Genomic DNA, 19,161 nt, shown 5'->3' with positions numbered 1-19,161 from the left:
CATTCACAAGTGAGGCCCATCCATGCTCAATCCCGACCGCTTTCTTCAAGACCTCCATGCGCTGCGCGCCATTGGTGCGGCGGGTGTAGGCAAAGGTGTGCAACGGCAGGCCTTTAGTGCGGATGACATCGCCGCTCGCCAATGGCTTGCCACCCGCTTTGAAGAGGCCGGGCTGACGCCGCATTTTGACCCTGCCGGATCGGTCTGGGGATTGGCAGAGGCACCCTCGTTGCTGCTGGGATCACACAGCGACACCCAGCCCGAAGGCGGCTGGCTCGACGGGGCGCTTGGGGTCATCGCCGGGCTTGAAATCGCCCGCGCCAACAAGGAAAGCGGCGGCCCGCCCGTATCCGTTGTGTCCTTTCAGGACGAAGAAGGCCGCTTTGGTGGCACCACCGCAAGCGCGCTCTGGAGCGGCGTGACCCAGCTCGACGAGATGGACCAAGTGACAGATGATGCGGGCATCACCTTCGCAGAGGCCCGACAGAGTATGGCCCATCTGGATCGGGGCTGGGTGGATCCCGCACAGTTCACTGGCTTTCTGGAAATGCACATCGAACAGGGCCCCTGGCTCGATCTGGCAGGTGAGCAAATTGGTGTTGTGACCGAGATTGTCGGCATCCGCGATCTCAAGATCACCTTTGACGGCGCACAGAACCATGCTGGCACAACGCCCATGTCCACCCGCAAAGACGCATTTCAGATGCTTTCCGCGTTCAACCAATCACTCAATGCAGCCCTAGCGGACGTTGTCACAGACACCACGGTCTGGACCATCGGCCACGTCTCCCTGCATCCCAACGCCAGCTCCGTGGTGCCCGGCAGCGTGACCTTCTCCATGCAATGGCGCGACGGGTCCGAGACCCGCCTGCAAGACATGGACACACTGATCAGAAAGCTCGCCAAAGACTGCGCCACCCGCTTTGGCGGACGTGTTTCTTTTGGCGGCGAATGGGCCTTGCCTCCGACACAGATGAACCCGCGCCTTAAAGCCGCGCTGTCGGACGCCGCAGCCGCGCTTGCTCCGGATGCGCATCGCCTGATGCCCTCCGGCGCGCTGCATGACGCGGCCAATGTGGCCAATATCCTGCCGGCCGGCATGCTCTTTGTGCCCTCCATCAACGGCGTCAGCCACGTGTTTGCGGAAGACACCGCCGAAGCAGATCTGGTCAAAGGTCTGGAAGTGCTCGCCCGCGCGGTGTCGCGCTTGGCCAATTGAGGCAGTTTGCCTCGACATGAGAAAAGGCGGCCCCGTCAAATACGCGGGGTTCTAGCTGCGCGCGTATCCCTTACGCAGGGCTTTGCGCCGGAACCCATCCGCCGCCAAAGACGCATCGCGCAGGTTGCCAAAGATGCTGATCATGGTGCGGCCTTTGCCGCCCTTCACCCCCCATTCGCGCATGACAGAGACCTCTTCAAACAAGTTCATCGCGATCTCCACCCGGTAGTATCTTGGGCGGGTGCGCAGCGCTGGTTTGTACATGATGCAGATGGCCATGAAGTGATTCTATTGCAGAGCGTCAGCGGACGCAACTTCGCATCGTGCGGGTATGCAAAATTGGCGGGCCAACTTGGCCGGCCTCCATCCGTCACTCAGTGATGTTGAGCAACACCGCTTCCACACGCCGATTGGCCTCCCGCCCCGCGTCCGTGCGATTGCTGGCTACGGGCGCCAGATAACCGGCCCCTCGGGCCTCGACCTGTTTGGATGGCACGCCATGCTGGCTGACCAACCGGTCTTTCACAGCCTGTGCCCGCTGTCGCGAGATGCGGGTGTTCACATCCAGCGCGCCCTGACTGTCCGTATGCCCAACCAGCGCGATGCGTGTCTCGGCATTTGCCTTCAGATAGGCGGCAAGCGCCTTCAGCGAGGCAAACTCCCGCTCCGCCAGCTTGGATGCTCCGGTCTCAAAGGACAGATCATCGAGCACCACATGCCCGGTGCCCTCAATCTGCGCACTCAAATCTGACAGGGATTTTGTGGACACAGCCTCCTGACCATCCGGCGAAATCTCCGCCACGCCTTGAAAACCGCCCCCACCTGTTGGTGCCAGAGGCTCCGGAGCGACGGTGTTTGCAGGGGACACGCTTTCAATCTGCACCATGCCCGCCTGCACGGTTTGGCTCACCAGAATCCAAACCGCCTCCAGCCCGGTGTCTGTGTCTTTGGTCCCTGAGAGAAAGAAGTAATCCGACAGATCCACAAACATCTTTGGCGGCGGCAGGACATCAATCCCGAAGCGGAAATCAAACCCGCCGCAACCATCGGATTCACACTCAAAGACCACGTCATACCCCTGCTGGCGCATCTGCGCCGCAAGCGTGGCGGTCAACATGCCCGTGCCGCGAAACCCACGCGAGATACGCCAGCTGCGCCGGGTCACATTCCCCGGCAGGCTGCGCGTCGGCATCACACCATCAGCAAACCGCCCAACTGGCAAAGTCAAAACACCCTGAGGCTCAAACACATCGGCCATCAACTGACCTTCGCCATCGAACTGGGGCTCAAATGCCCAGCACGCCAAAGGCGCCATGATCGCCAAGCCTATCGCCAGGGCCGTTTTCATCTTGCTAGTGCGTGATACTCTTCGTTGGGTTTCATGTTGGTCGCGGAGGCCACACGATTGGACATGTTATAGAACCCCGCCACATTGGCGATATCCCAGATGTCCTGATCGGAAAAGCCAACATCGCGCAGCTTTTGACGGTCATTTTCTTCAATTGTACTCGAAGCCACCGTCATCTTTTCGGCAAAGGCCAGCATCGCATATTGCCGCGCATCCAGATCCGCCACACGCCAGTTCATCACCATCTTTTCGCCGAGGCTCGGATCACCCGAAAGCTGCCGCACCGCGGCCCCATGCGCCACCAGACAGTAAAAACACTTGTTGATCGAGCTCACCGCCACCGCAATCATCTCGCGCTCAAGCTTGCTCAGCCCGCTCTCGCCCAGCATCAGATCATTATAGAGCGCGGTGAAAGCGTTGAGTTTCTCCAGCGTGATGGCATAGGCCTTCAGAACGTTGGGCACCATGCCCAGCTTTTCCTGACAAATCTCGAAATAGCGCTGCGTCTCCGGCGGCAGCGGGTCCATCATCGGAATGTCGAGTGCGGTTGGCATCTCTGCTGTGCTCATGGTCTTTCCCCTCCCTCAAGCGTTTGTTTTCTGGCGGTAATGATACTGTCCCACAACGCGCATCCCGAGGGAAGCATAGAGGGCGTTTGCCCCTTCGTTCGCCGTGGTGCAGATCACCGAAAGATGTGTGCCGCCGTGCTGCTGCACCCAGATCGCGGCGCGGCGCATCAAAAACTGCGCAACGCCTTGACGGCGCTGATGCGGTAGAATTTCAAGCGAGTGCACCATGCCGATGCCCTCATGCATGGCGAGGAAAGATGCCCCTGCAGGCTTGTCGTTCCAACGCGAAATCATCCCGGTTTTCGGGCCTTCTGCGCGGCGCATCACATCGATACGTTTGGGGCCAACCCCACCTGCGGCCCAGATCTCTTCCATGATCTTGAGCGGCTCCCAAGCGGGGATTGCCGCCGTGCGCGGCGGCTCTTCTTGCGAAAGCGCCTCCACCTCGATCACATACATGATGACAGGATCAATGACCTCATAGCCGCGCGCAGCCAGCGCCGCATCCAAGGCCTCTTCGCCCTCGCGTAGCTGAAACAACAGACCTTGTCCCAACGCGGTCATAGCCTCTTCTGCACGCGCAATATCACTGTCGTCATAGGGGCCCAGCGCGGTGGCCGCAGACACCCGCTTGCCCCCGCCCTTGCCTTCGCGAATGAGAAACGGCCCAACCGCAAAGCTCCGCGCTGCGGGCCAGGTGGCATCTACGACATCATAAAGCTGCCGCGCATCCGGCGTCGCACTCATGCGAACAGCCCGGACAGCCGCGCCATGGCTGCATCAATCCGCGCACCATCCGTGCCGCGCACCACCACATTGGCACCATACACGCCATTGCGCTGATAGGGATAAGAGCCAATTGACAGATCGGAAAACTCCTCAGCCAACTCGCCCAGCGGTCCGGCAATCTCGCCTTCGCCGCGCTCAATGCGCAGGGTCTGGCTCAGCAAGGGTGCGCCACCTGTGAGCTTTGGCAGAACACTCGCCACCATCGCCTGAAACACCGAAGGCACACCGGCCATCACATAGACATTCTCCACCACAAACCCCGGCGCAACCGACACCGGATTGTCGATCAGAGTCGCCCCATCGGGGATACGCGCCATGCGCTGGCGCGCCGCGTTAAACTCCTGCCCGGCATTGTCATAGTGCTTTTGCAGCAGCGCCCGCGCGTCATCGCGAATGTCGATGTGCACACCAAAGGCCTCGGCCACACAATCTGCCGTGATGTCGTCATGGGTCGGCCCGATCCCACCGGAGGTGAACACGCTGTCATATTCGGCCGACAGGGAACGCACCGCGCCAATGATCTTCTCCGGCACATCCGGCACCACACGCACCTCAGCCAGCGTGATCCCCTGCTTGGTCAGCTCACCCGCAAGATAGTGCATATTCGCATCCCGCGTTCTACCCGACAGGATTTCATCACCGATAACCAGCATGGCGGCAGTAGGGTTTGTCATGATCTCATTCCTTGTCAGCAGCTTAGTGCAGGTATAGGCCTGTCCCATGCGCTTTCAAACCCCTCTTATCCCCGCCACGCTGATCCGCCGATACAAACGCTTTCTTGCCGATGCGGTGCTCGAAAATGGCACAGAGGTGACCGCACATTGTGCCAATCCAGGCTCAATGATGGGGCTGGCCGAACCAGGAATGAAAATCTGGCTTGAGCCCAATGATGACCCCAAGAAAAAGCTCAAATACGGCTGGCGTTTGGTGGAGCATGAGAGCGGCGATTTCACCGGGGTGGACACTTCTGTGCCCAACCGCGCGTTAAAAACCGCGCTAATGGCGGGCGAAATCCGCGAATACGCCAGCTACGACATGATCCGCCCAGAGGTAAAATACGGTCAAAACAGCCGGATTGACTTCCTGCTGTCCGGTCCCGCCCGCCCGGACCTCTATCTGGAGGTCAAATCCGTCACTCTGTCACGCCAGCCCGGTGTGGCCGAGTTTCCTGACAGCGTGACCGCGCGGGGCGCCAAACATCTGGAAGAGCTGATCGAGATGCGCGCGCAGGGCCATGATGCTGCGATGTTCTATCTGGTGCAGCGCACTGACGCGGAGCGGGTGACACTGGCCCATGACATCGACCCGACCTATGCCGCCACCTTCGTCAAGGCGCAGGCCGCAGGCGTGCAGGTGATCGCCTATCGCTGCGACATCACGCCAGCGCAGATCACCATCGGCAAACGCCTGCCTTTTCACCTCCCCGAAACCCTTTCTGACGCATAGCATAAGCCCCCTCTGGCGCTTTGAGGCATTTGCCCTTACATAGCGTCGGACCCTAGGTGATGGAGCAGTTCAGATGATCGGCAAAGGCCGCCAAACCCGCGATGGCATTCGCATCTACGCCCCAGGCGACCATGCAGGCATGCACAAAGCAGGCGCGCTTGCCTCGCAGATCCTTGATGAGATCGCAGAGCATGTCTTCCCCGGCCAGACCACGGCCGAGCTGGACCGCCTGATTGAGTCCAAAGTCGTCGCGGCTGGCGCTGAATCCGCCACCATCGGCTATCGCGGCTACCAGCACGCAAGCTGCATCAGTGTGAACCACGTTGTCTGCCACGGTATCCCCGGCAGCCCGATCCCCAAATGGAACAAAGAGACCAGCGCCCGCAAAGAAGACCCGATGCGCGCCGATGACAAATTGCAGGATGGCGACATTCTCAACATCGACGTGACCGTGATCGTGGACGGCTGGTTTGGCGACACCAGCCGCATGTATGTGGCCGGCAAACCCAAGGCGTTTGCCAAAAAGCTCATTCAGGTCACCCATGACGCGCTGATGCTGGGCATCGAAGCCGTCAAACCCGGCAACACATTTGGTGACATCGGCAACGCCATTCAGACCTATGTGGAGCGCCAGCGCATGTCTGTGGTGCGCGACTTCTGCGGCCACGGGCTTGGCCTCGTGTTCCACGCGCCGCCAAACGTGCTGCACTATGGCCGCGCAGGCACTGGCCCTGTGCTCGAAGAAGGCATGTTCTTCACCATCGAGCCAATGGTGAACCTGGGCCGCCCCGAAACCAAAGTGCTCGAAGATGACTGGACAGCGGTAACACGCGACAAATCGCTCTCCGCACAGTTTGAGCACTCCATCGGTGTGACCTCGGACGGCGCAGACATCTTCACGCTCTCCAAAGCCGGTCTCTTCCACCCAACCTGGGGCTAAGCCCGAAGCGCTGCCTGCCCCACGCAGGCAGCCATCACCCCGCGCAGTCCTAAGCTTTAAACCCCTTTCCAGCATCTCTACGGCAGCGCGGATACGAAAAAGGCCGCCCAAACTGGGCGGCCCTCAATCACGATAAACGGTCGGTAGAGTTAGGCGCGGACGCGCTTTACTGCTTTGCCGTTCTTCCAGAAGCGATAGATCACGCGCAGCGCAGGCCAGATGCCGTCGGCTTTGGTTTGCACCTTCTTGCCTTGCGAAATGCGCTCGATCTGCATCGTGTACCAGCTGATTTCCATGATCGCCATTGCGTCGATTTTCTTCAGACCCGAGCGGATCGGCGCCACTGGGGACACGTGCTTGTTGTTCTGCATCACGTGCTTGCCAAACTTCGGATCCACCGCAAACGGACGGGCCACACCGGCCATATCCATTGCACCGGTTCCCAGCGCTTCGCTCATGCCTTCAGACGATCGGAACCCACCGGTCACCACCAAAGGTGTGGAAATCTGGCTTTTCACCTTTTCAGCATACTCAAGGAAATAGGCCTCACGCTTCAGCGTGCTTTCCTTTTTCGCTTCTTGCTTGCCTTTACGGTTCACTGGGTTTTCCCAGCTGCCGCCGGAAATCTCGATCAGGTCGATGCCCAGCTTGTCCAGACGCTTTGCCACCTCGATGGAATCTTCCTCGGTGAAGCCCCCCTTCTGGAAGTCAGAGGAGTTGATCTTGATGCCGACGTTGAAACCAGGGCCGGTGCGGGCACGGGTGCGGTTGTAGATCTCTTCCACAAAGCGAAAGCGGTTTTCAAAGCTGCCGCCCCATTTGTCTTCGCGACGGTTGTGGTGCGGAGACAGGAACTGGCCAATCAGATAGCCGTGCGCGCCGTGCAGCTGAACACCGGTGAAGCCCGCTTCTTCCAGACGCGCCGCCGCTTCGGCAAAGCTGTCGATGATGCCTTCGATTTCGGCGTCGGTCAGCTCGCGTGGCGGCGCAAACATGTCGTTGGGGATCGGCATAACAGACGGCGCCAGCGGTGCATCATTCACCATCTTTGGCGATTGCTTGCCCGGGTGGTTCAGCTGTGGCCAGATGTGGGTGTTGGTGCGTTTGCCGGTGGCTGCCCACTTGCGCAGCAAATCCATGTTGGTGTCCAGCAGCGCGTCCACAACAAGCGGCTCGTTCATGTGCTTGCCGTCTACCATCATGTTGCCGGTGATCAGCAGGCTCGCGCCGCTGTCCGCCCATGCTTCATAGAGCGACACATGCGCGTCCGTTACCTTGCCGTCCGGCGTTGCCAGCGCTTCATTCATCGAAGCCTTGCAAATCCGGTTGCGCAGAACCGTACCCGATTTCAGCGTCAGAGAATCTCCGAGCGTTGCCATGTCTGTATTTCCTTGATGTCTGTACAGGCCGGCATACCCTGTCGCATGCGGCCAGTTTCCATTGTAGTCTTTACGCCGTGCCCACGCCCATTGCAGCGTGAACGGCGTTCTTGCGTTCGAGCCAGCCCGCTTCTTCGCCGGGTGGTGGCAAAACCATGCCCCCTTCAACAACCCAATGCGGCTCGATGCCGATCAGCGTGACGAGAACTTTGGAGAGATCCAGCTTGGCCGCTTCCGCGATCCGCTGGCGCATTTGTTGGTTGAGCTGCTCATAAAGACCGGCGGTGCGGTCTCCTCCGGTGCGGACGTTCCCGTTCACACCCAGAATGGTTCCGCGGCGCATGCTGTAGCCGGTCATGAAAACCACATTCACAAACTCGGTTGGCGCGCCGGTCAAGCCACAGTGCACATCCGTGATCACTTGTGCGATGTCAAAACGTGTCTGCTCGGCAAACGGCTTCTTGGAAGCCAGAGTATAAAGCGGCATGAGTCTCCTCCCTCACTGGTTAAATCGGGTAATCAGCACTCCATACCGTGCCTTGGATATAAAGATGCGTGTGAAAAGCTTGGCCAGATAGCTGATGCGCCCCCATGTGGAGAACCGCGTCAGGTTGCCTTTCAGAATGTCCGTGTAGCGCGACTGGTCAAAGGCTCCGACGGCCACCTGATCCGGGTGCTGCCCGGTTACGGCACGCCAGCTCTTTTCCACCTCCAGCATGAAGGCTTCACGCTTCTGGGTTTCCAGCCCGTCCGGCACTTCCATGGTCACTGTAGAGGACCGAGACCACTTCCGATCGGTGATCGTGTGCTGCTTGGCCGCAATGTTCCAAATGATGGTCAGTTTGTCGTCGCAGATGTGTTCCGCGTAAAGTTTACGCAAAACCTCTTCCAACGCCTTGATCTGCTCGAGCGAAATTTGACCTTCTTGAATGGTAATAAGTGATCGCATATGTACCTCCCGATCACATCACAATAGACGACCGCCAAGGAAAGCCGATGACGTTTGGGGACATCATTTTGACATTTCCGGCCACGTGATTTAGCGTCTGATCATGTTAGATATGTCACTAAAACGCCCCGCAGGCAGCATCCGCATCCTGTGCGAAGCAGCGCCAAATTATGGCGTCAGCTCAGAGCAATGCCTGCAAGGAACGGGCTTGGTCACATTCGACCTCTACAACAACGACACCCAAGTGACGATCGCCCAAGAGGTTGCTGTGATTGGCAACTTTCTAAAACACACCACAAACCGGCCGGGTTTGGGTGTGGAAATCGGGCGTCTCTATCGCCCCGAGGTGTTCGGGATCTGGGGCTACGCTATTGTCAGCAGCCCGTCCCTGCGCGCTGGCCTGAAAACCGCCGTGGATTTTGCCAACCTGTCCTTTCTGATCGCCCAGTTCAAACTGGAGCGCGCCGAAAACAGCACCTTGCTGATCTATGACACCGATGGCTTGCCGCCCAGCGTCAAAACCTTTGTGCTGGAACGCCACCTGACGGTGTTCACAAATTTCACCTCAGAAGTGCTGCCAAAACTGTCGCTCGCGCAGATGACGGTGGAATCCACGCTCAATGCGCCGGAAAACGCAGCAGCGATACAGAAGCTACTTGGCCTGAAGGTCATCGTAAACAGCGACCGCAACGCCATCGTGGTGCCCGATCACCTGATGGACACGCCCCTGCCGCGCCATGACCCCGCGACCATGGAGCAATGCCTCCAGCAATGCCGCAGCCTGCTCAACCTCACTGAGACCGCCCCCAACGACATGCGCTCCAAAGTGCGTGAGGCCATTCTGCTCGACATGAACAACGAGCCGACAATCGCCTCCATCTCGGCCAAACTGGGGGTGAGCGAACGCACCCTGCGCCGCCGCCTGTCCGCAGAAGGCGCGTCTTTCCGGCAGATCTTCATTGAGGCTCGTCTGGCGATCGGACACGAGCTGCTCAGCACCGCTGGTCTGGATGTCACCACCGTTGCATGGCGCACCGGCTACTCCGAATCTTCAAGCTTCGTGCGCGCCTTTACCAAGCAATACGGCTACAGCCCCGGCAGCTTGAAACAAAGTGCCTGAACATTTCCGCCAATAGGGCGCACATACTGCCGCCACGTCAGGCAGGCAGCCCTCAAGCCTGACACTGCAACAGATCGCACATCAAAGGATTGAAACCCAAGGGCCCAGCACGCCTGTTTCACAGCCTCTTTTGAGCCAATGACGCAAACCCAAACAGCGTTTTTGTGAAATCTTAACAAAAGATTGCAGTCATCTCCGGCTGCCGCGCGCGACTTGCATTCTGCGCAAACCTCCCCTTAGTTTCAAAATTTCCAGCAACCTAAAAACCACTCAGGATTGAAAATCTGGAACAACAGAGGAACTCGACTGGCCGGAAGTGTCAAAAAAATGTCCTCAAAGACGCTTCCTCAAACCGCTCGATTTTCTAGCATACGGCAAGGGAGGAATATTATGAATTTTGACTACGTGATCGTAGGCGGTGGATCTGCGGGTTGTGTACTCGCCAATCGCCTGACCGAAGACCCCAACATCAACGTGTGCCTGCTCGAAGCAGGCGGCGGCGGCAACAGCATCCTCGTGCGCATGCCGGCCGCGGTTGTGGCGATGCTTCCGGGCAAACCGTTCAAGATCAACAACTGGATCATGGAAACCGTTGAGCAGCCCGGCCTGAACGGCCGCAAGGGCTACCAGCCGCGCGGCAAAGCGCTTGGTGGCTCCAGCGCGATCAACGCCATGCTCTATGTACGTGGCCAGCGTCAGGACTATGACGAATGGGCCAACCTCGGCTGTGAAGGCTGGGATTGGGACAGCATCCTGCCCTACTTCAAGAAATCCGAAAACAACGAGCGCGGCGCCGACGACGTGCACGGCAACGGTGGTCCGCTTCAGGTGTCTGACCAGAAAGAAGCGCGCCCGATCACCGCAGATTTTGTCGAAGCGGCCCGCCAGCTGCAGTTCCGCGAGAACACAGATTTCAACCGTGGCGACAACGAGGGTGTTGGCTACTATCAGGTCACCCAGTTCCACGATGAGGCCAAAAACGGCGAGCGCTGCTCTGCCGCCGCCGCCTATCTCTTCCCGGTCATGGACCGCCCCAACCTCACTGTGATCACCAAGGCCCACGCCACGCAGCTCACATTTGACGGCCTGCGCGCAACCGGCGTGGTCTACAAAAAAGATGGCAAAGGCGCGGACATCACTGTCAACGCCACACGCGAGGTGCTGCTCTGCAGTGGCGCGCTGAAAACGCCGCAGCTTCTGCAACTCTCCGGCGTCGGCGATGCCCAGGACCTACAAAAACACGGTATCGAAGTGCGCCACAACCTACCTGGCGTTGGCAAAAACCTGCAGGACCACCTCGATTTCACCCTGGCTTATAAATCCAAAGACCTCGACAACTTCGGGATCAGCCTGCGCGGCGGCCTGAAAATGATGGGGCACCTCAAAAGATGGCGCAAAACCGGCGTCTCGATGATGGCCACCTGCTTTGCGGAGGGCGCGGGTTTCCTGAAAACCTCCCCGTCGCTGGATCGCCCAGACGTGCAGCTGCACTTCACCGTGGCGCTGGTGGATGACCACTCCCGCAAACTGCACTACGGCCATGGCTTCAGCTGCCACATCTGCAAATTGCGCCCGGAAAGCCGCGGTTCTGTGACGCTCAAGAGCGCGGATCCGTTTGACAGCCCGGCCATTGATCCGGCCTTCCTAGAAGACCGCCGCGATCTGGAAACCATGATCAAGGGCATCCGCATGACCCGCGAAATCATGGAGGCCCCGGCGCTGGCAAAGTACCGCCACAAAGAGATGTTTGGCACGGAACACGCCAAAACAGATGCGGATTGGGAAAAACACATCCGTGCGCGCGCGGACACGATCTATCACCCTGTGGGCACCTGCAAGATGGGTGTCGATGAGATGGCGGTGGTTGATCCCGAGCTGCGCGTCCACGGCATGGAAGGGCTGCGCGTGATCGACGCATCCATCATGCCCAATCTGATCTCGGGCAACACCAATGCCCCGACCATGATGATCGCAGAGAAAGCCGCCGACATGATCAAATCGGACCAGATCAAAGCAGCGGCCTGATGACACACTGACATCCTGCCTCACACGAACGGAGGCGGGTGCCGGACCAAAAAGGGAAAGACAATGAATAACAATACCGTTCTCAAAACCATGGATGAAATTCTTGCGTTTGAGCGGACACCTTTGCAGGATCGGCACCTGCCGCAAAGCACCTATGAGGCGCTGCAAAAAGGCGCAGCGCTCAACCCTGATGCCCCTGCTCTCAGCTTCTTTCTGAGCGCCGCAGCCATGCGCACGCCCTATGTGCTGCCCCATGGCCAGCTGCTTGCGCGCATCACCCAAACGGCCAACGCCCTGCGTCGCCTCGGCATCGGCCGCGACGATGTGGCGGCCTACATCCTACCCAACATGCCAGAAACCCATTTTGCGATCTGGGGAGGCAGCGCGGCAGGTGGCATGCTCGCCATCAACCCCTTGATGGAAGCCGATCACATGGCTGACCTGCTGAAAGCCGCCGGTGTGAAAGTACTGATAACACTTGAGCAGACCCCCGGTGTCGACATCTGGGAGAAAGCCAGCGCCGCAGCCAAAGACGTGCCCGGCCTGGAGCACATCCTGCTCTGCAACTTTGCGCCCTACATCAAGGGGGACGGCGTTTGGCCCGAAACCCTGCCTCTGCCTCCGGTCGCCCCCACGCTTGAGGGCACCAATGTCACCATGTCCCGCCTGCTCGATGAAATCGCCAACGATCCATCCGATACGCTCACCTTTGATGCGCCGGGTCCGCAGGACACCTCCACCATGCTCTGCACCGGTGGCACCACCGGCCTGCCCAAAATCGTGAAACGCACCCATTTTGGCGAGGTCTACAACTCCTGGTGCCCAAGCCTTTATGTTGGCGCGGAAAACGTCGGCCCGGGCACCGCAGCGCTGTGCGGCCTGCCACTCTTTCACACCAACGCTATGCTCGTAACCGGCCTGCTGCCATGGATGCACGGCGGCCATATCGTGCTGGCCACCCCTTCCGGCTATCGCGGCGAAGGCGTGATCGCAGGGTTCTGGGAAATGGTTGAGCACTATGGTATCAGCTCCTATTCCGGCGTGCCCACCATCTATGGCGCGCTGATGCAGGTGCCGCACAAAGACAAAGACCTCAGCTCCCTGCGCTTTGGCGCTTGTGGCGCGGCGCCGATGCCGGTCGAACTGTTCAATGCCTTCATGGCGGAAACTGGCGTCTCCATCGTTGAGGCCTACGGCATGACCGAAGGCGTTCTGGCGTCTTCCATGAACCCGATCAACAACCCAGAGCCGCGCATCGGCTCCATCGGAATGCGCTTCCCTTATCAGGACATGCGCATCGCCATTCTCAACGACAACGACGAATTTGAGCGTTGGGCCGAGGTGGATGAGGCCGGGGTGATCTACATTACCGGTCCCAACGTCTTTGACGGCTACCTGATCGAGGAGCAGAACAAAGGTATCTGGCTGGAGCAAGACGGCAAGCGCTGGTTCAACACCGGCGACCTCGCGCGCTGTGACGCGGATGGCTACTTCTGGATGACCGGTCGCAAAAAAGAGCTGATCATTCGCGGTGGCCACAACATCGACCCCAAAATCGTCGAAGAAGCCATGCACAAGCACCCCGCCGTCGCCATGGCCGCCGTGATCGGCCGCCCAGACGCCAAAGTGGGCGAAGTGCCGGTGATGTATTATCAGAAATCGGCTGGCACAGAGGTTGATGCGGCCGCGCTGCTGGAGTTTGCACAAACCCATGTGACCGAACGCGCGGCGGTGCCAAAGGATTTCGTCTGCCTTGAGACCCTGCCGGTGACCGCTGTTGGCAAGATCCACAAGGTCACGCTCAACATGATGGAAATCGAGCGCACCGTGCGGGAAGAGGCGCAAAAGCTCTCCGCCGAGCTGCTCAGCCTCGATGTGGTGCAGGATGCCAGCCGCGGCGTTGTTGCAAAAGTTGCGGTGGCGTCCGGTCAAGACGCATTGCAAAGCGCCTTGGGCCAATTTGCCTTCACCGTCGCCATCAGCTGACCCGCGACACCTCAGCCAAACTGACAGATTTGAAGCGCCGCAGTCCTCTCTGCGGCGCTTCTTACTTTGCCCCCACCACAGAGGTCCGCAACGCGTGCCCTGCCACAAGAGCGCCAATACCAAGTACTCGGAACCGATCTGCACCGAAGGGCTGAAACCACCGGTTTGACCCGCTCAGCGCCCAGCCCGCCCCTTCGCATCAGCCGACAGCTCATACCCTAACCATTGGGCGCCGGAGGCATCGGTTGCACAAACGCACGCTGCAACATTGAAGAGCGCACCCAAGGCACCTGCATCCCTTGCGTCTGGCGCACCACATCGACCCGCATCCGTCGCAGCACATCCCCAAGCGGCGGGGCATTTTGTGTGACATGGCGCAAAAAAGCCTGCGCAAAAGGGCTGTGGCCATTTTGGCCGTCATAAGCCACCGTACCCGGCGAAGACGCAAATGCGATGACCACCCCGGCCTCCATGCCGCGCCCGCTTCCGCCAGGCCCGTCCCCGAGCAGAGATACAACCGAACGGCATGCGTCAAAAAATATGATCTTGTTGCGCGGTTTGTCTGAAAGCGCCTGCACAATTGCGGAGAGTGGCACTGTTTGAGACAAAGCCCCTATCTGCGCCTCCGACGGGCTTTGCCCAGACTGATCAAACTGCGGCCCGTTCATCGCATCCACTGGTACATAGAAGGCCTGCCCCGCCTGCATCACCCCATGTCCGGCCAGATAAACCACCACCTGCTGCGCATCCTCAGCCGCCCAGCGCAACACGCCCAGCGTGCGCATCACCTCCGCCTGTGTCGGGTTTTCAAGATGCACCACACTATAGCCCAGCGCATGCAGACGCGCGGCAATCGCCCCGCTATCCGCCACCGCATTGGTTAGCGCCGCCGCCCCCGGATAAGCTCCGCTTCCAATCACCAGCGCGACATATCGCTGGTCGCGAATGTCGGCCCATGCGGCGTGCGCAACGCCCACGACACCGATCAGCAGAACAACCAGAGCCCGCCAAATCACTTGCAACGGGTTCCATTGCTCGGCCGCGCCAGAATTTCCACGCGGCGGTTCAACGGATGTGGCCCCGGGATGCCCCTCAGAAGAGCGGTTTCGCCCTGCGCTTCTGTGGCGATCCGGCCCATATCCACTTGGGACGCACTGGCCAGCGCAGCCGCCACCGCCCGCGCCCGCGCATCGGACAATCGCCGGTTATAGGCAGGCCCGCCCACACTGTCCGCATGGCCAACCAGTTTGATACAACTCTGCGCCAGCTTCGGCGCATTCAAAACACGCCCCAACCGCGCCAGATGAGCCTTATACTCTTCAGTCAAATCATCGGAATTGAAGGGAAAGCGGATAAAATACCCCTGCTCCTCAGGCACGCTGTCCAGACTGGCCGCTGTGATGTCAAATCCCGCAGGCGGCAATCGCCGCGCGACGCCAAGTTCTGCTCGAGCAGGCGGCGCGCACCCCGCCCCCACTTGCCCCGTCAGTGCAAAATGGATCGCGCAACCGTCTGCCGAAACCGGCAGCTCACGCGAAGCCGCAAACACATGAGAAGACAGAAGAAAGAGAGCGCCAATAAGGCTGCAAAACCGCACAAACATCATAGCCAGAACCAAACAAAACACAGTGGCAACGCGTCTATTCTGGCACGAAAGCCTAAACAGAGCGTAACTTGGAAACCTTCGATTTTTAGAAAATTCGCAGCAAAAACGCGCACAACAACACCGATCCGTTTTACCGGTGTAAACCAACTGGCCGCACACTATTGGGGTGTTTTGGTTATGTGTATGGTGTCCTCTTGGTTCGGGTTCGCTTTGTTTCCGTTGTGATTTTCTGGCTTCTGGCCGCGTTCATTTTGACCAGCTGCGCCTCTTCGCACGCCAGTTTTGCCCCCGCGATTGCGCAACCCAATGCACGACCGGCGCGGAATTTCACCTCTTTTGCGCCATCCCTGCGCTGCATGGACGGGCTCTTTGCCCAGCTGCCCGCGCGGCGCTATCTGGTGTCGTCCTCAGACATCCCCGATGACACGCGCGACATTGATGTGGGCGCGGACGACATGCTCATCAACGCGCTCAACCAGATGAACCAACGCAGCGGGCGCTATGTGTTTCTGGATCAGGCCCGCATCTCCGGGTTTGGTCAGCTGGAGCTGGTCACAACCCGCAAAAAGGGCGAGGTCAAACCCAACCTCTATATCAGAGGATCAATTTCCCAGCTCGATTCTGACACGGTCGACAACACCATCACCGCAGGCCATGACTCCAACAGCGGGCGCGGCATCACCACCTCGCTTTACCGCAGCAAACGTACGCTTTCGATTGTCTCGGTGGATCTGCATCTCGTGCAATATCCCAGCCGTCAGGTGCTCGCTGGCGGCTCTGTCTCCAATTCCATGGTTGTCTCCCGTCGCGGGCTCAGCGGCACGGTCGCGGGCATGATCGACGATCTGGATGTGGCCGTTCCGATCTCCATCGACCGCGTTGAAAGTCAGGGCCAGGCGGTCCGCAATCTGATCGAGCTTGGCCTGATCGAACTGTTGGGCAAACACGCGGGTGTGCCCTATTGGCAATGTCTGCAGGGCGATATGACAGATGCCCGCGCCGCCCAGAAACGCGAGCGCAAACATGTGCTTACCGGTGCGGAAACCAAGGACATTCAGCGCCGCCTGATTGCGCTCGGCTATCTTAGCGGCAGCCCAAGCGGCGCGCTGGATCCTGCCACCCGCCAGGCGATCACCCGGTTTCAAACCAAGCACCATCTGATTGCCAATGGCGAAGTGGATTTTGACTTTATCGAACGCCTGCAAGCGGCCACGCCGCCCCCCGTCGCCAAAGCCAAGCCAGCATCGGTACCCGCATCCGTGCCAATGCAGCCACGCCAGCCCGCCAAGCCCGCCGCACGCACCACCGTGCCCGCAGCCCCTGCAACGTCACCGCAATGTGTGAACAATCAGAACTGCGAAGGGCTCTATAAAAACCTCTATGATTTCATCAAAGAAGACGTCGAATTCTAAGCACTAAGGCGCGTGTCTTCAAAGCCCGCTTCCGGCTCCTCCAACGCTGCCACTTCCTCTGCACTGACGGCATCCATCTCAAAACGCGACACAATGCCGGTTAGGCTTTGGGCCTCGCCCTGCAACATCTGACTGGCGGCGGCGGCCTCTTCTGCCATGGCCGTGTTCTGCTGGGTCATGCTGTCGAGCTTGCGCATGGCCGCATTGACCTCATCAAGATCAGACGCCTGCTCCTGCACACCTTCGGAAATTTCGGTCACCAGATCCGACACAGACCCCACCTGCGTGATAATGCTGCTCAGCGCCTCGCCTGCACGTCCCACCATGGCAACGCCATTGGCCACATGGTCTTCGCTGGCCCCGGTCAGGGTCTGGATCTTGCCCGCAGCAGAGGAAGCCCGCTGAGCCAGCGCCCGCACCTCAGAGGCCACCACCGCAAATCCGCTGCCAGCCTCGCCTGCGCGCGCAGCCTCAACACCCGCGTTTAAGGCCAGCAAGTTGGTCTGAAAGGCGATGTCGTCAATCACACCGATGATCTGTGCAATCTCATCAGAGGCCGTCTGGATCTGATCCATTGCCGACACCGCAGAGGACACAACATCGCGGCTGCTCTCTGCCTCATTGCGCGCGGCCTGCATGGCCGTGTCAACACGGGTTGCGCGATCCGCAGTGGCTGTCACACCTTCAGACAGGTGATCCACCGCGCGCGCGGTTTCTTCCAATGTCGCAGCGGCCGCCTCTGTGCGCGCTTCCAGCACGGTTGCCGCAGACTTCTGCTCGTTGGAGTATTGATCCACATTGCCCGCCGCATCAATCACACCTGTCATCAAGTCGCGCAGGTTGGCGAGGCCGCGGTTAAAGCTCTCCCGCAGCGTTTCGTAGTCCTCCGCAAAGGGCGTTGTGATGTCACAGGCCAGATTGCCGCCTTCCAGATCAGACAGCGCATCATTCATGGTTGCCACCACATGTGCGGTTTTCTGCGCCGCCTGCGTTTCTCGGGCAGAGGCCGCATCCGCGCTCTTCAGCCGGTCACGGAAACTGCCCATCGCGTTGGCCAGATCGCCAAGCTCATCGCCCCGCGCACGCCCGGTGATCTCCACGTCATAGGTGCCTTCCGCCAGCGCGCTTGTCACTTCCCGCAGAGATTGGATCGGGCGCGTGATCCGGCTTGCGACAAGCCAAGACACGACCGTGGCCAAAACAACAGCCGCAGCGATCATGGCGATGGCCACCATGCGAATGTCGCGCACAACCGCAAAGGCCGCATTGCGGTCTGTCTCCATCACCAGCGCCCAGGAGAATCCATCAACCTCCAAAGGTTTGACGAGTCCAATCACGGTATGCCCAGCGCCGGTTGTTACGCTTTCAAACAACGCCTCTTCGCGCGCCTCGGCCGCAGCAATATGCGGTGCCTCCGGCAATATATCGGCAACCGCAAACTGCCCCTCAATCAAGGACGGGCTGCGTGCGCGCCCATCCTGGCTTACCAGAAACATGTTCTGCCCGCCGTTTGGCTCAAGATTGCCCGCCAGGGCCTGCGCGATACGCTCACTGGAAAGCTGAACCGCCAGAACGCCCGCGATCACCTTTTTCTTGCTCAGCACCGGGATCGCAAGAAAAGCCCCTGCCACGCCATCGCCAAGCGCGTAAGCAGCAACATCAGATGTGCTGATCTCTCCCGGTTGCGCCTTCAAAGCGGCCTGAAACACCTGCCCCAAACCTGTCTCTGCATTTGCCCCGGCAGAGAAGTCCTGCGCGAAATCCGCCTGTTTGGTCACCGAATACAGCAGCCGCCCCTCTGTGTTGAACAGATACATATCCTTGTATCCATTGAGCGTGAGCGACCGCAAAAACGTTGGGTGATAGCTGGCGTGGGATTGGCTGTAGTATTCGCCATCTCCCGGATCGACCAGTTTGGCGCGCTCTTCTGCCGCATGCGGATTGTTGGTGACGTAAGTGTCCGTGAGATACTGGATCGGATCGTCGGCTTCGATCATCTTGATCACGCGCTCAAAATTGCTGATCGCGCGGAAGGTCGTGGGCTGATCCGCATTCATCACCAGATCGCGGCGCACCGCATCAATCATGGCTGTCAGCGCCTGCTGGGCCGCATTGGCGGAGGTCTCATGAGAAAAGAACACATTCTGTCGAATGGTCTGCTCTGCCATCCGGTAGACGGAAAAGGACACCCCCACAAGGAACGTGGCGGTCAACGCGACCATCAGCAGGGGCAGCTTGAGCCGGAGCGAAAGGTTGCCAAACTTGAGCATAGAAACGCCTCCCGACCATGCCTTCTCACGCGACGTGTGCGCGCATTTCACGGAGCCTAGGCGCAGAAATCCTGAGAATTCTTTAAGCGGTCATGTGGCCTAT

18 protein-coding genes are annotated in these 19,161 nt (G+C 59.3%); 7 read left to right on the top strand and 11 right to left on the bottom strand.

Features of this window, described 5'->3' with window-relative positions; translation table 11 throughout:
- Positions 1 to 22 precede the first annotated feature (22 nt).
- Positions 23 to 1,219 carry a hydantoinase/carbamoylase family amidase gene (locus J7400_RS04200; protein ID WP_209059914.1) on the top strand — a complete coding sequence of 399 codons (1,197 nt, stop codon included), beginning with the start codon at positions 23 to 25 and terminating at the stop codon, positions 1,217 to 1,219.
- Between the two features lie 51 nt (positions 1,220 to 1,270).
- On the opposite strand, the gene J7400_RS04195 is transcribed toward J7400_RS04200, so the two are convergent.
- From J7400_RS04195 to J7400_RS04175, 5 genes are all read right to left on the bottom strand, one after another.
- Positions 1,271 to 1,498 (bottom strand): WGR domain-containing protein, encoded by a 228-nt coding sequence (locus J7400_RS04195; RefSeq protein WP_209059910.1) that lies wholly within the window; start codon positions 1,496 to 1,498, stop codon positions 1,271 to 1,273.
- Between the two features lie 91 nt (positions 1,499 to 1,589).
- Positions 1,590 to 2,567 carry an OmpA family protein gene (locus tag J7400_RS04190; RefSeq protein ID WP_209059901.1) on the bottom strand — a complete coding sequence of 326 codons (978 nt, stop codon included), beginning with the start codon at positions 2,565 to 2,567 and terminating at the stop codon, positions 1,590 to 1,592.
- The gene (locus J7400_RS04185) at positions 2,564 to 3,136 is read right to left on the bottom strand and encodes a peroxidase-related enzyme (protein WP_209059898.1); all 573 of its coding nucleotides are present in this window, start codon (positions 3,134 to 3,136) and stop codon (positions 2,564 to 2,566) included. Before J7400_RS04185 ends, J7400_RS04190 begins: the two co-directional genes overlap by 4 nt.
- 15 nt (positions 3,137 to 3,151) lie before the next feature.
- Positions 3,152 to 3,883 carry a GNAT family N-acetyltransferase gene (locus J7400_RS04180; RefSeq protein WP_209059896.1) on the bottom strand — a complete coding sequence of 244 codons (732 nt, stop codon included), beginning with the start codon at positions 3,881 to 3,883 and terminating at the stop codon, positions 3,152 to 3,154.
- Positions 3,880 to 4,599 (bottom strand): molybdopterin-binding protein, encoded by a 720-nt coding sequence (locus J7400_RS04175; RefSeq protein WP_209059894.1) that lies wholly within the window; start codon positions 4,597 to 4,599, stop codon positions 3,880 to 3,882. Before J7400_RS04175 ends, J7400_RS04180 begins: the two co-directional genes overlap by 4 nt.
- Before the next feature lie 46 nt (positions 4,600 to 4,645).
- Between J7400_RS04175 and sfsA the strand changes: the two genes are divergently transcribed.
- Together sfsA and map are read left to right on the top strand one after the other, a co-directional pair.
- Complete coding sequence (gene sfsA / locus J7400_RS04170) at positions 4,646 to 5,371, top strand: DNA/RNA nuclease SfsA (protein ID WP_209059891.1); 726 nt, start codon at positions 4,646 to 4,648, stop codon at positions 5,369 to 5,371.
- A 73-nt stretch (positions 5,372 to 5,444) separates the two neighbouring features.
- Complete coding sequence (gene map / locus J7400_RS04165) at positions 5,445 to 6,311, top strand: type I methionyl aminopeptidase (RefSeq protein ID WP_209059881.1); 867 nt, start codon at positions 5,445 to 5,447, stop codon at positions 6,309 to 6,311.
- Between the two features lie 149 nt (positions 6,312 to 6,460).
- On the opposite strand, the gene J7400_RS04160 is transcribed toward map, so the two are convergent.
- The 3 genes from J7400_RS04160 to J7400_RS04150 all read right to left on the bottom strand — a co-directional run bounded on the left by J7400_RS04160 (position 6,461) and on the right by J7400_RS04150 (position 8,639).
- Entirely contained in the window at positions 6,461 to 7,690 is a 1,230-nt protein-coding gene (locus tag J7400_RS04160; RefSeq protein WP_209059878.1) for an NADH:flavin oxidoreductase/NADH oxidase family protein, read from the bottom strand.
- A 70-nt stretch (positions 7,691 to 7,760) separates the two neighbouring features.
- Positions 7,761 to 8,177 carry a hypothetical protein gene (locus J7400_RS04155; protein ID WP_209059875.1) on the bottom strand — a complete coding sequence of 139 codons (417 nt, stop codon included), beginning with the start codon at positions 8,175 to 8,177 and terminating at the stop codon, positions 7,761 to 7,763.
- A gap of 12 nt (positions 8,178 to 8,189) precedes the next feature.
- The gene (locus J7400_RS04150; RefSeq protein ID WP_209059872.1) at positions 8,190 to 8,639 is read right to left on the bottom strand and encodes a hypothetical protein; all 450 of its coding nucleotides are present in this window, start codon (positions 8,637 to 8,639) and stop codon (positions 8,190 to 8,192) included.
- A gap of 112 nt (positions 8,640 to 8,751) precedes the next feature.
- Between J7400_RS04150 and J7400_RS04145 the strand changes: the two genes are divergently transcribed.
- From J7400_RS04145 to J7400_RS04135, 3 genes are all read left to right on the top strand, one after another.
- Positions 8,752 to 9,759 carry an AraC family transcriptional regulator gene (locus tag J7400_RS04145; RefSeq protein WP_209059870.1) on the top strand — a complete coding sequence of 336 codons (1,008 nt, stop codon included), beginning with the start codon at positions 8,752 to 8,754 and terminating at the stop codon, positions 9,757 to 9,759.
- A gap of 390 nt (positions 9,760 to 10,149) precedes the next feature.
- Positions 10,150 to 11,784: a choline dehydrogenase gene (locus tag J7400_RS04140; protein ID WP_209059860.1), complete on the top strand. Its 1,635-nt coding sequence runs from the start codon at positions 10,150 to 10,152 to the stop codon at positions 11,782 to 11,784.
- Between the two features lie 63 nt (positions 11,785 to 11,847).
- Complete coding sequence (locus tag J7400_RS04135; RefSeq protein WP_209059858.1) at positions 11,848 to 13,770, top strand: acyl-CoA synthetase; 1,923 nt, start codon at positions 11,848 to 11,850, stop codon at positions 13,768 to 13,770.
- A 218-nt stretch (positions 13,771 to 13,988) separates the two neighbouring features.
- Here the strand turns inward: J7400_RS04135 and J7400_RS04130 are convergent, their stop codons facing one another.
- Together J7400_RS04130 and J7400_RS04125 are read right to left on the bottom strand one after the other, a co-directional pair.
- The gene (locus J7400_RS04130; RefSeq protein WP_209059856.1) at positions 13,989 to 14,786 is read right to left on the bottom strand and encodes a caspase family protein; all 798 of its coding nucleotides are present in this window, start codon (positions 14,784 to 14,786) and stop codon (positions 13,989 to 13,991) included.
- Complete coding sequence (locus J7400_RS04125) at positions 14,783 to 15,376, bottom strand: OmpA family protein (protein ID WP_209059848.1); 594 nt, start codon at positions 15,374 to 15,376, stop codon at positions 14,783 to 14,785. The genes J7400_RS04130 and J7400_RS04125 overlap by 4 nt, the downstream gene beginning before the upstream one ends.
- Before the next feature lie 194 nt (positions 15,377 to 15,570).
- Here J7400_RS04125 and J7400_RS04120 point away from each other — a divergent pair, with 194 nt between their 5' ends.
- Positions 15,571 to 16,788: a peptidoglycan-binding protein gene (locus J7400_RS04120; RefSeq protein ID WP_209059846.1), complete on the top strand. Its 1,218-nt coding sequence runs from the start codon at positions 15,571 to 15,573 to the stop codon at positions 16,786 to 16,788.
- On the opposite strand, the gene J7400_RS04115 is transcribed toward J7400_RS04120, so the two are convergent.
- On the bottom strand, positions 16,785 to 19,058 hold the full coding sequence (locus J7400_RS04115) for a methyl-accepting chemotaxis protein (RefSeq protein WP_209059836.1): 2,274 nt from the start codon (positions 19,056 to 19,058) through the stop codon (positions 16,785 to 16,787). The genes J7400_RS04120 and J7400_RS04115 overlap by 4 nt on opposite strands.
- Positions 19,059 to 19,161 lie beyond the last annotated feature (103 nt).

Origin of the sequence: Shimia sp. R9_2 (assembly GCF_017743735.1) — a bacterium.
Taxonomy (GTDB): domain Bacteria; phylum Pseudomonadota; class Alphaproteobacteria; order Rhodobacterales; family Rhodobacteraceae; genus Shimia.
This window is presented reverse-complemented; position numbering and strand designations above follow the sequence as displayed.

Excerpts from the sequence above, each read along its gene's own strand:
- map (WP_209059881.1), top strand. The coding sequence starts at position 5,445 with ATGATCGGCAAAGGCCGCCAAACCCGCGATGGCATTCGCATCTACGCC.
- J7400_RS04125 (WP_209059848.1), bottom strand. The coding sequence starts at position 15,376 with ATGATGTTTGTGCGGTTTTGCAGCCTTATTGGCGCTCTCTTTCTTCTG.
- J7400_RS04115 (WP_209059836.1), bottom strand. The coding sequence starts at position 19,058 with ATGCTCAAGTTTGGCAACCTTTCGCTCCGGCTCAAGCTGCCCCTGCTG.
- J7400_RS04200 (WP_209059914.1), top strand. The coding sequence starts at position 23 with ATGCTCAATCCCGACCGCTTTCTTCAAGACCTCCATGCGCTGCGCGCC.
- J7400_RS04175 (WP_209059894.1), bottom strand. The coding sequence starts at position 4,599 with ATGACAAACCCTACTGCCGCCATGCTGGTTATCGGTGATGAAATCCTG.
- J7400_RS04180 (WP_209059896.1), bottom strand. The coding sequence starts at position 3,883 with ATGAGTGCGACGCCGGATGCGCGGCAGCTTTATGATGTCGTAGATGCC.
- J7400_RS04195 (WP_209059910.1), bottom strand. The coding sequence starts at position 1,498 with ATGGCCATCTGCATCATGTACAAACCAGCGCTGCGCACCCGCCCAAGA.
- J7400_RS04140 (WP_209059860.1), top strand. The coding sequence starts at position 10,150 with ATGAATTTTGACTACGTGATCGTAGGCGGTGGATCTGCGGGTTGTGTA.
- J7400_RS04185 (WP_209059898.1), bottom strand. The coding sequence starts at position 3,136 with ATGAGCACAGCAGAGATGCCAACCGCACTCGACATTCCGATGATGGAC.
- J7400_RS04145 (WP_209059870.1), top strand. The coding sequence starts at position 8,752 with ATGTCACTAAAACGCCCCGCAGGCAGCATCCGCATCCTGTGCGAAGCA.
- J7400_RS04190 (WP_209059901.1), bottom strand. The coding sequence starts at position 2,567 with ATGAAAACGGCCCTGGCGATAGGCTTGGCGATCATGGCGCCTTTGGCG.
- J7400_RS04155 (WP_209059875.1), bottom strand. The coding sequence starts at position 8,177 with ATGCCGCTTTATACTCTGGCTTCCAAGAAGCCGTTTGCCGAGCAGACA.
- J7400_RS04160 (WP_209059878.1), bottom strand. The coding sequence starts at position 7,690 with ATGGCAACGCTCGGAGATTCTCTGACGCTGAAATCGGGTACGGTTCTG.
- J7400_RS04135 (WP_209059858.1), top strand. The coding sequence starts at position 11,848 with ATGAATAACAATACCGTTCTCAAAACCATGGATGAAATTCTTGCGTTT.
- J7400_RS04150 (WP_209059872.1), bottom strand. The coding sequence starts at position 8,639 with ATGCGATCACTTATTACCATTCAAGAAGGTCAAATTTCGCTCGAGCAG.
- sfsA (WP_209059891.1), top strand. The coding sequence starts at position 4,646 with ATGCGCTTTCAAACCCCTCTTATCCCCGCCACGCTGATCCGCCGATAC.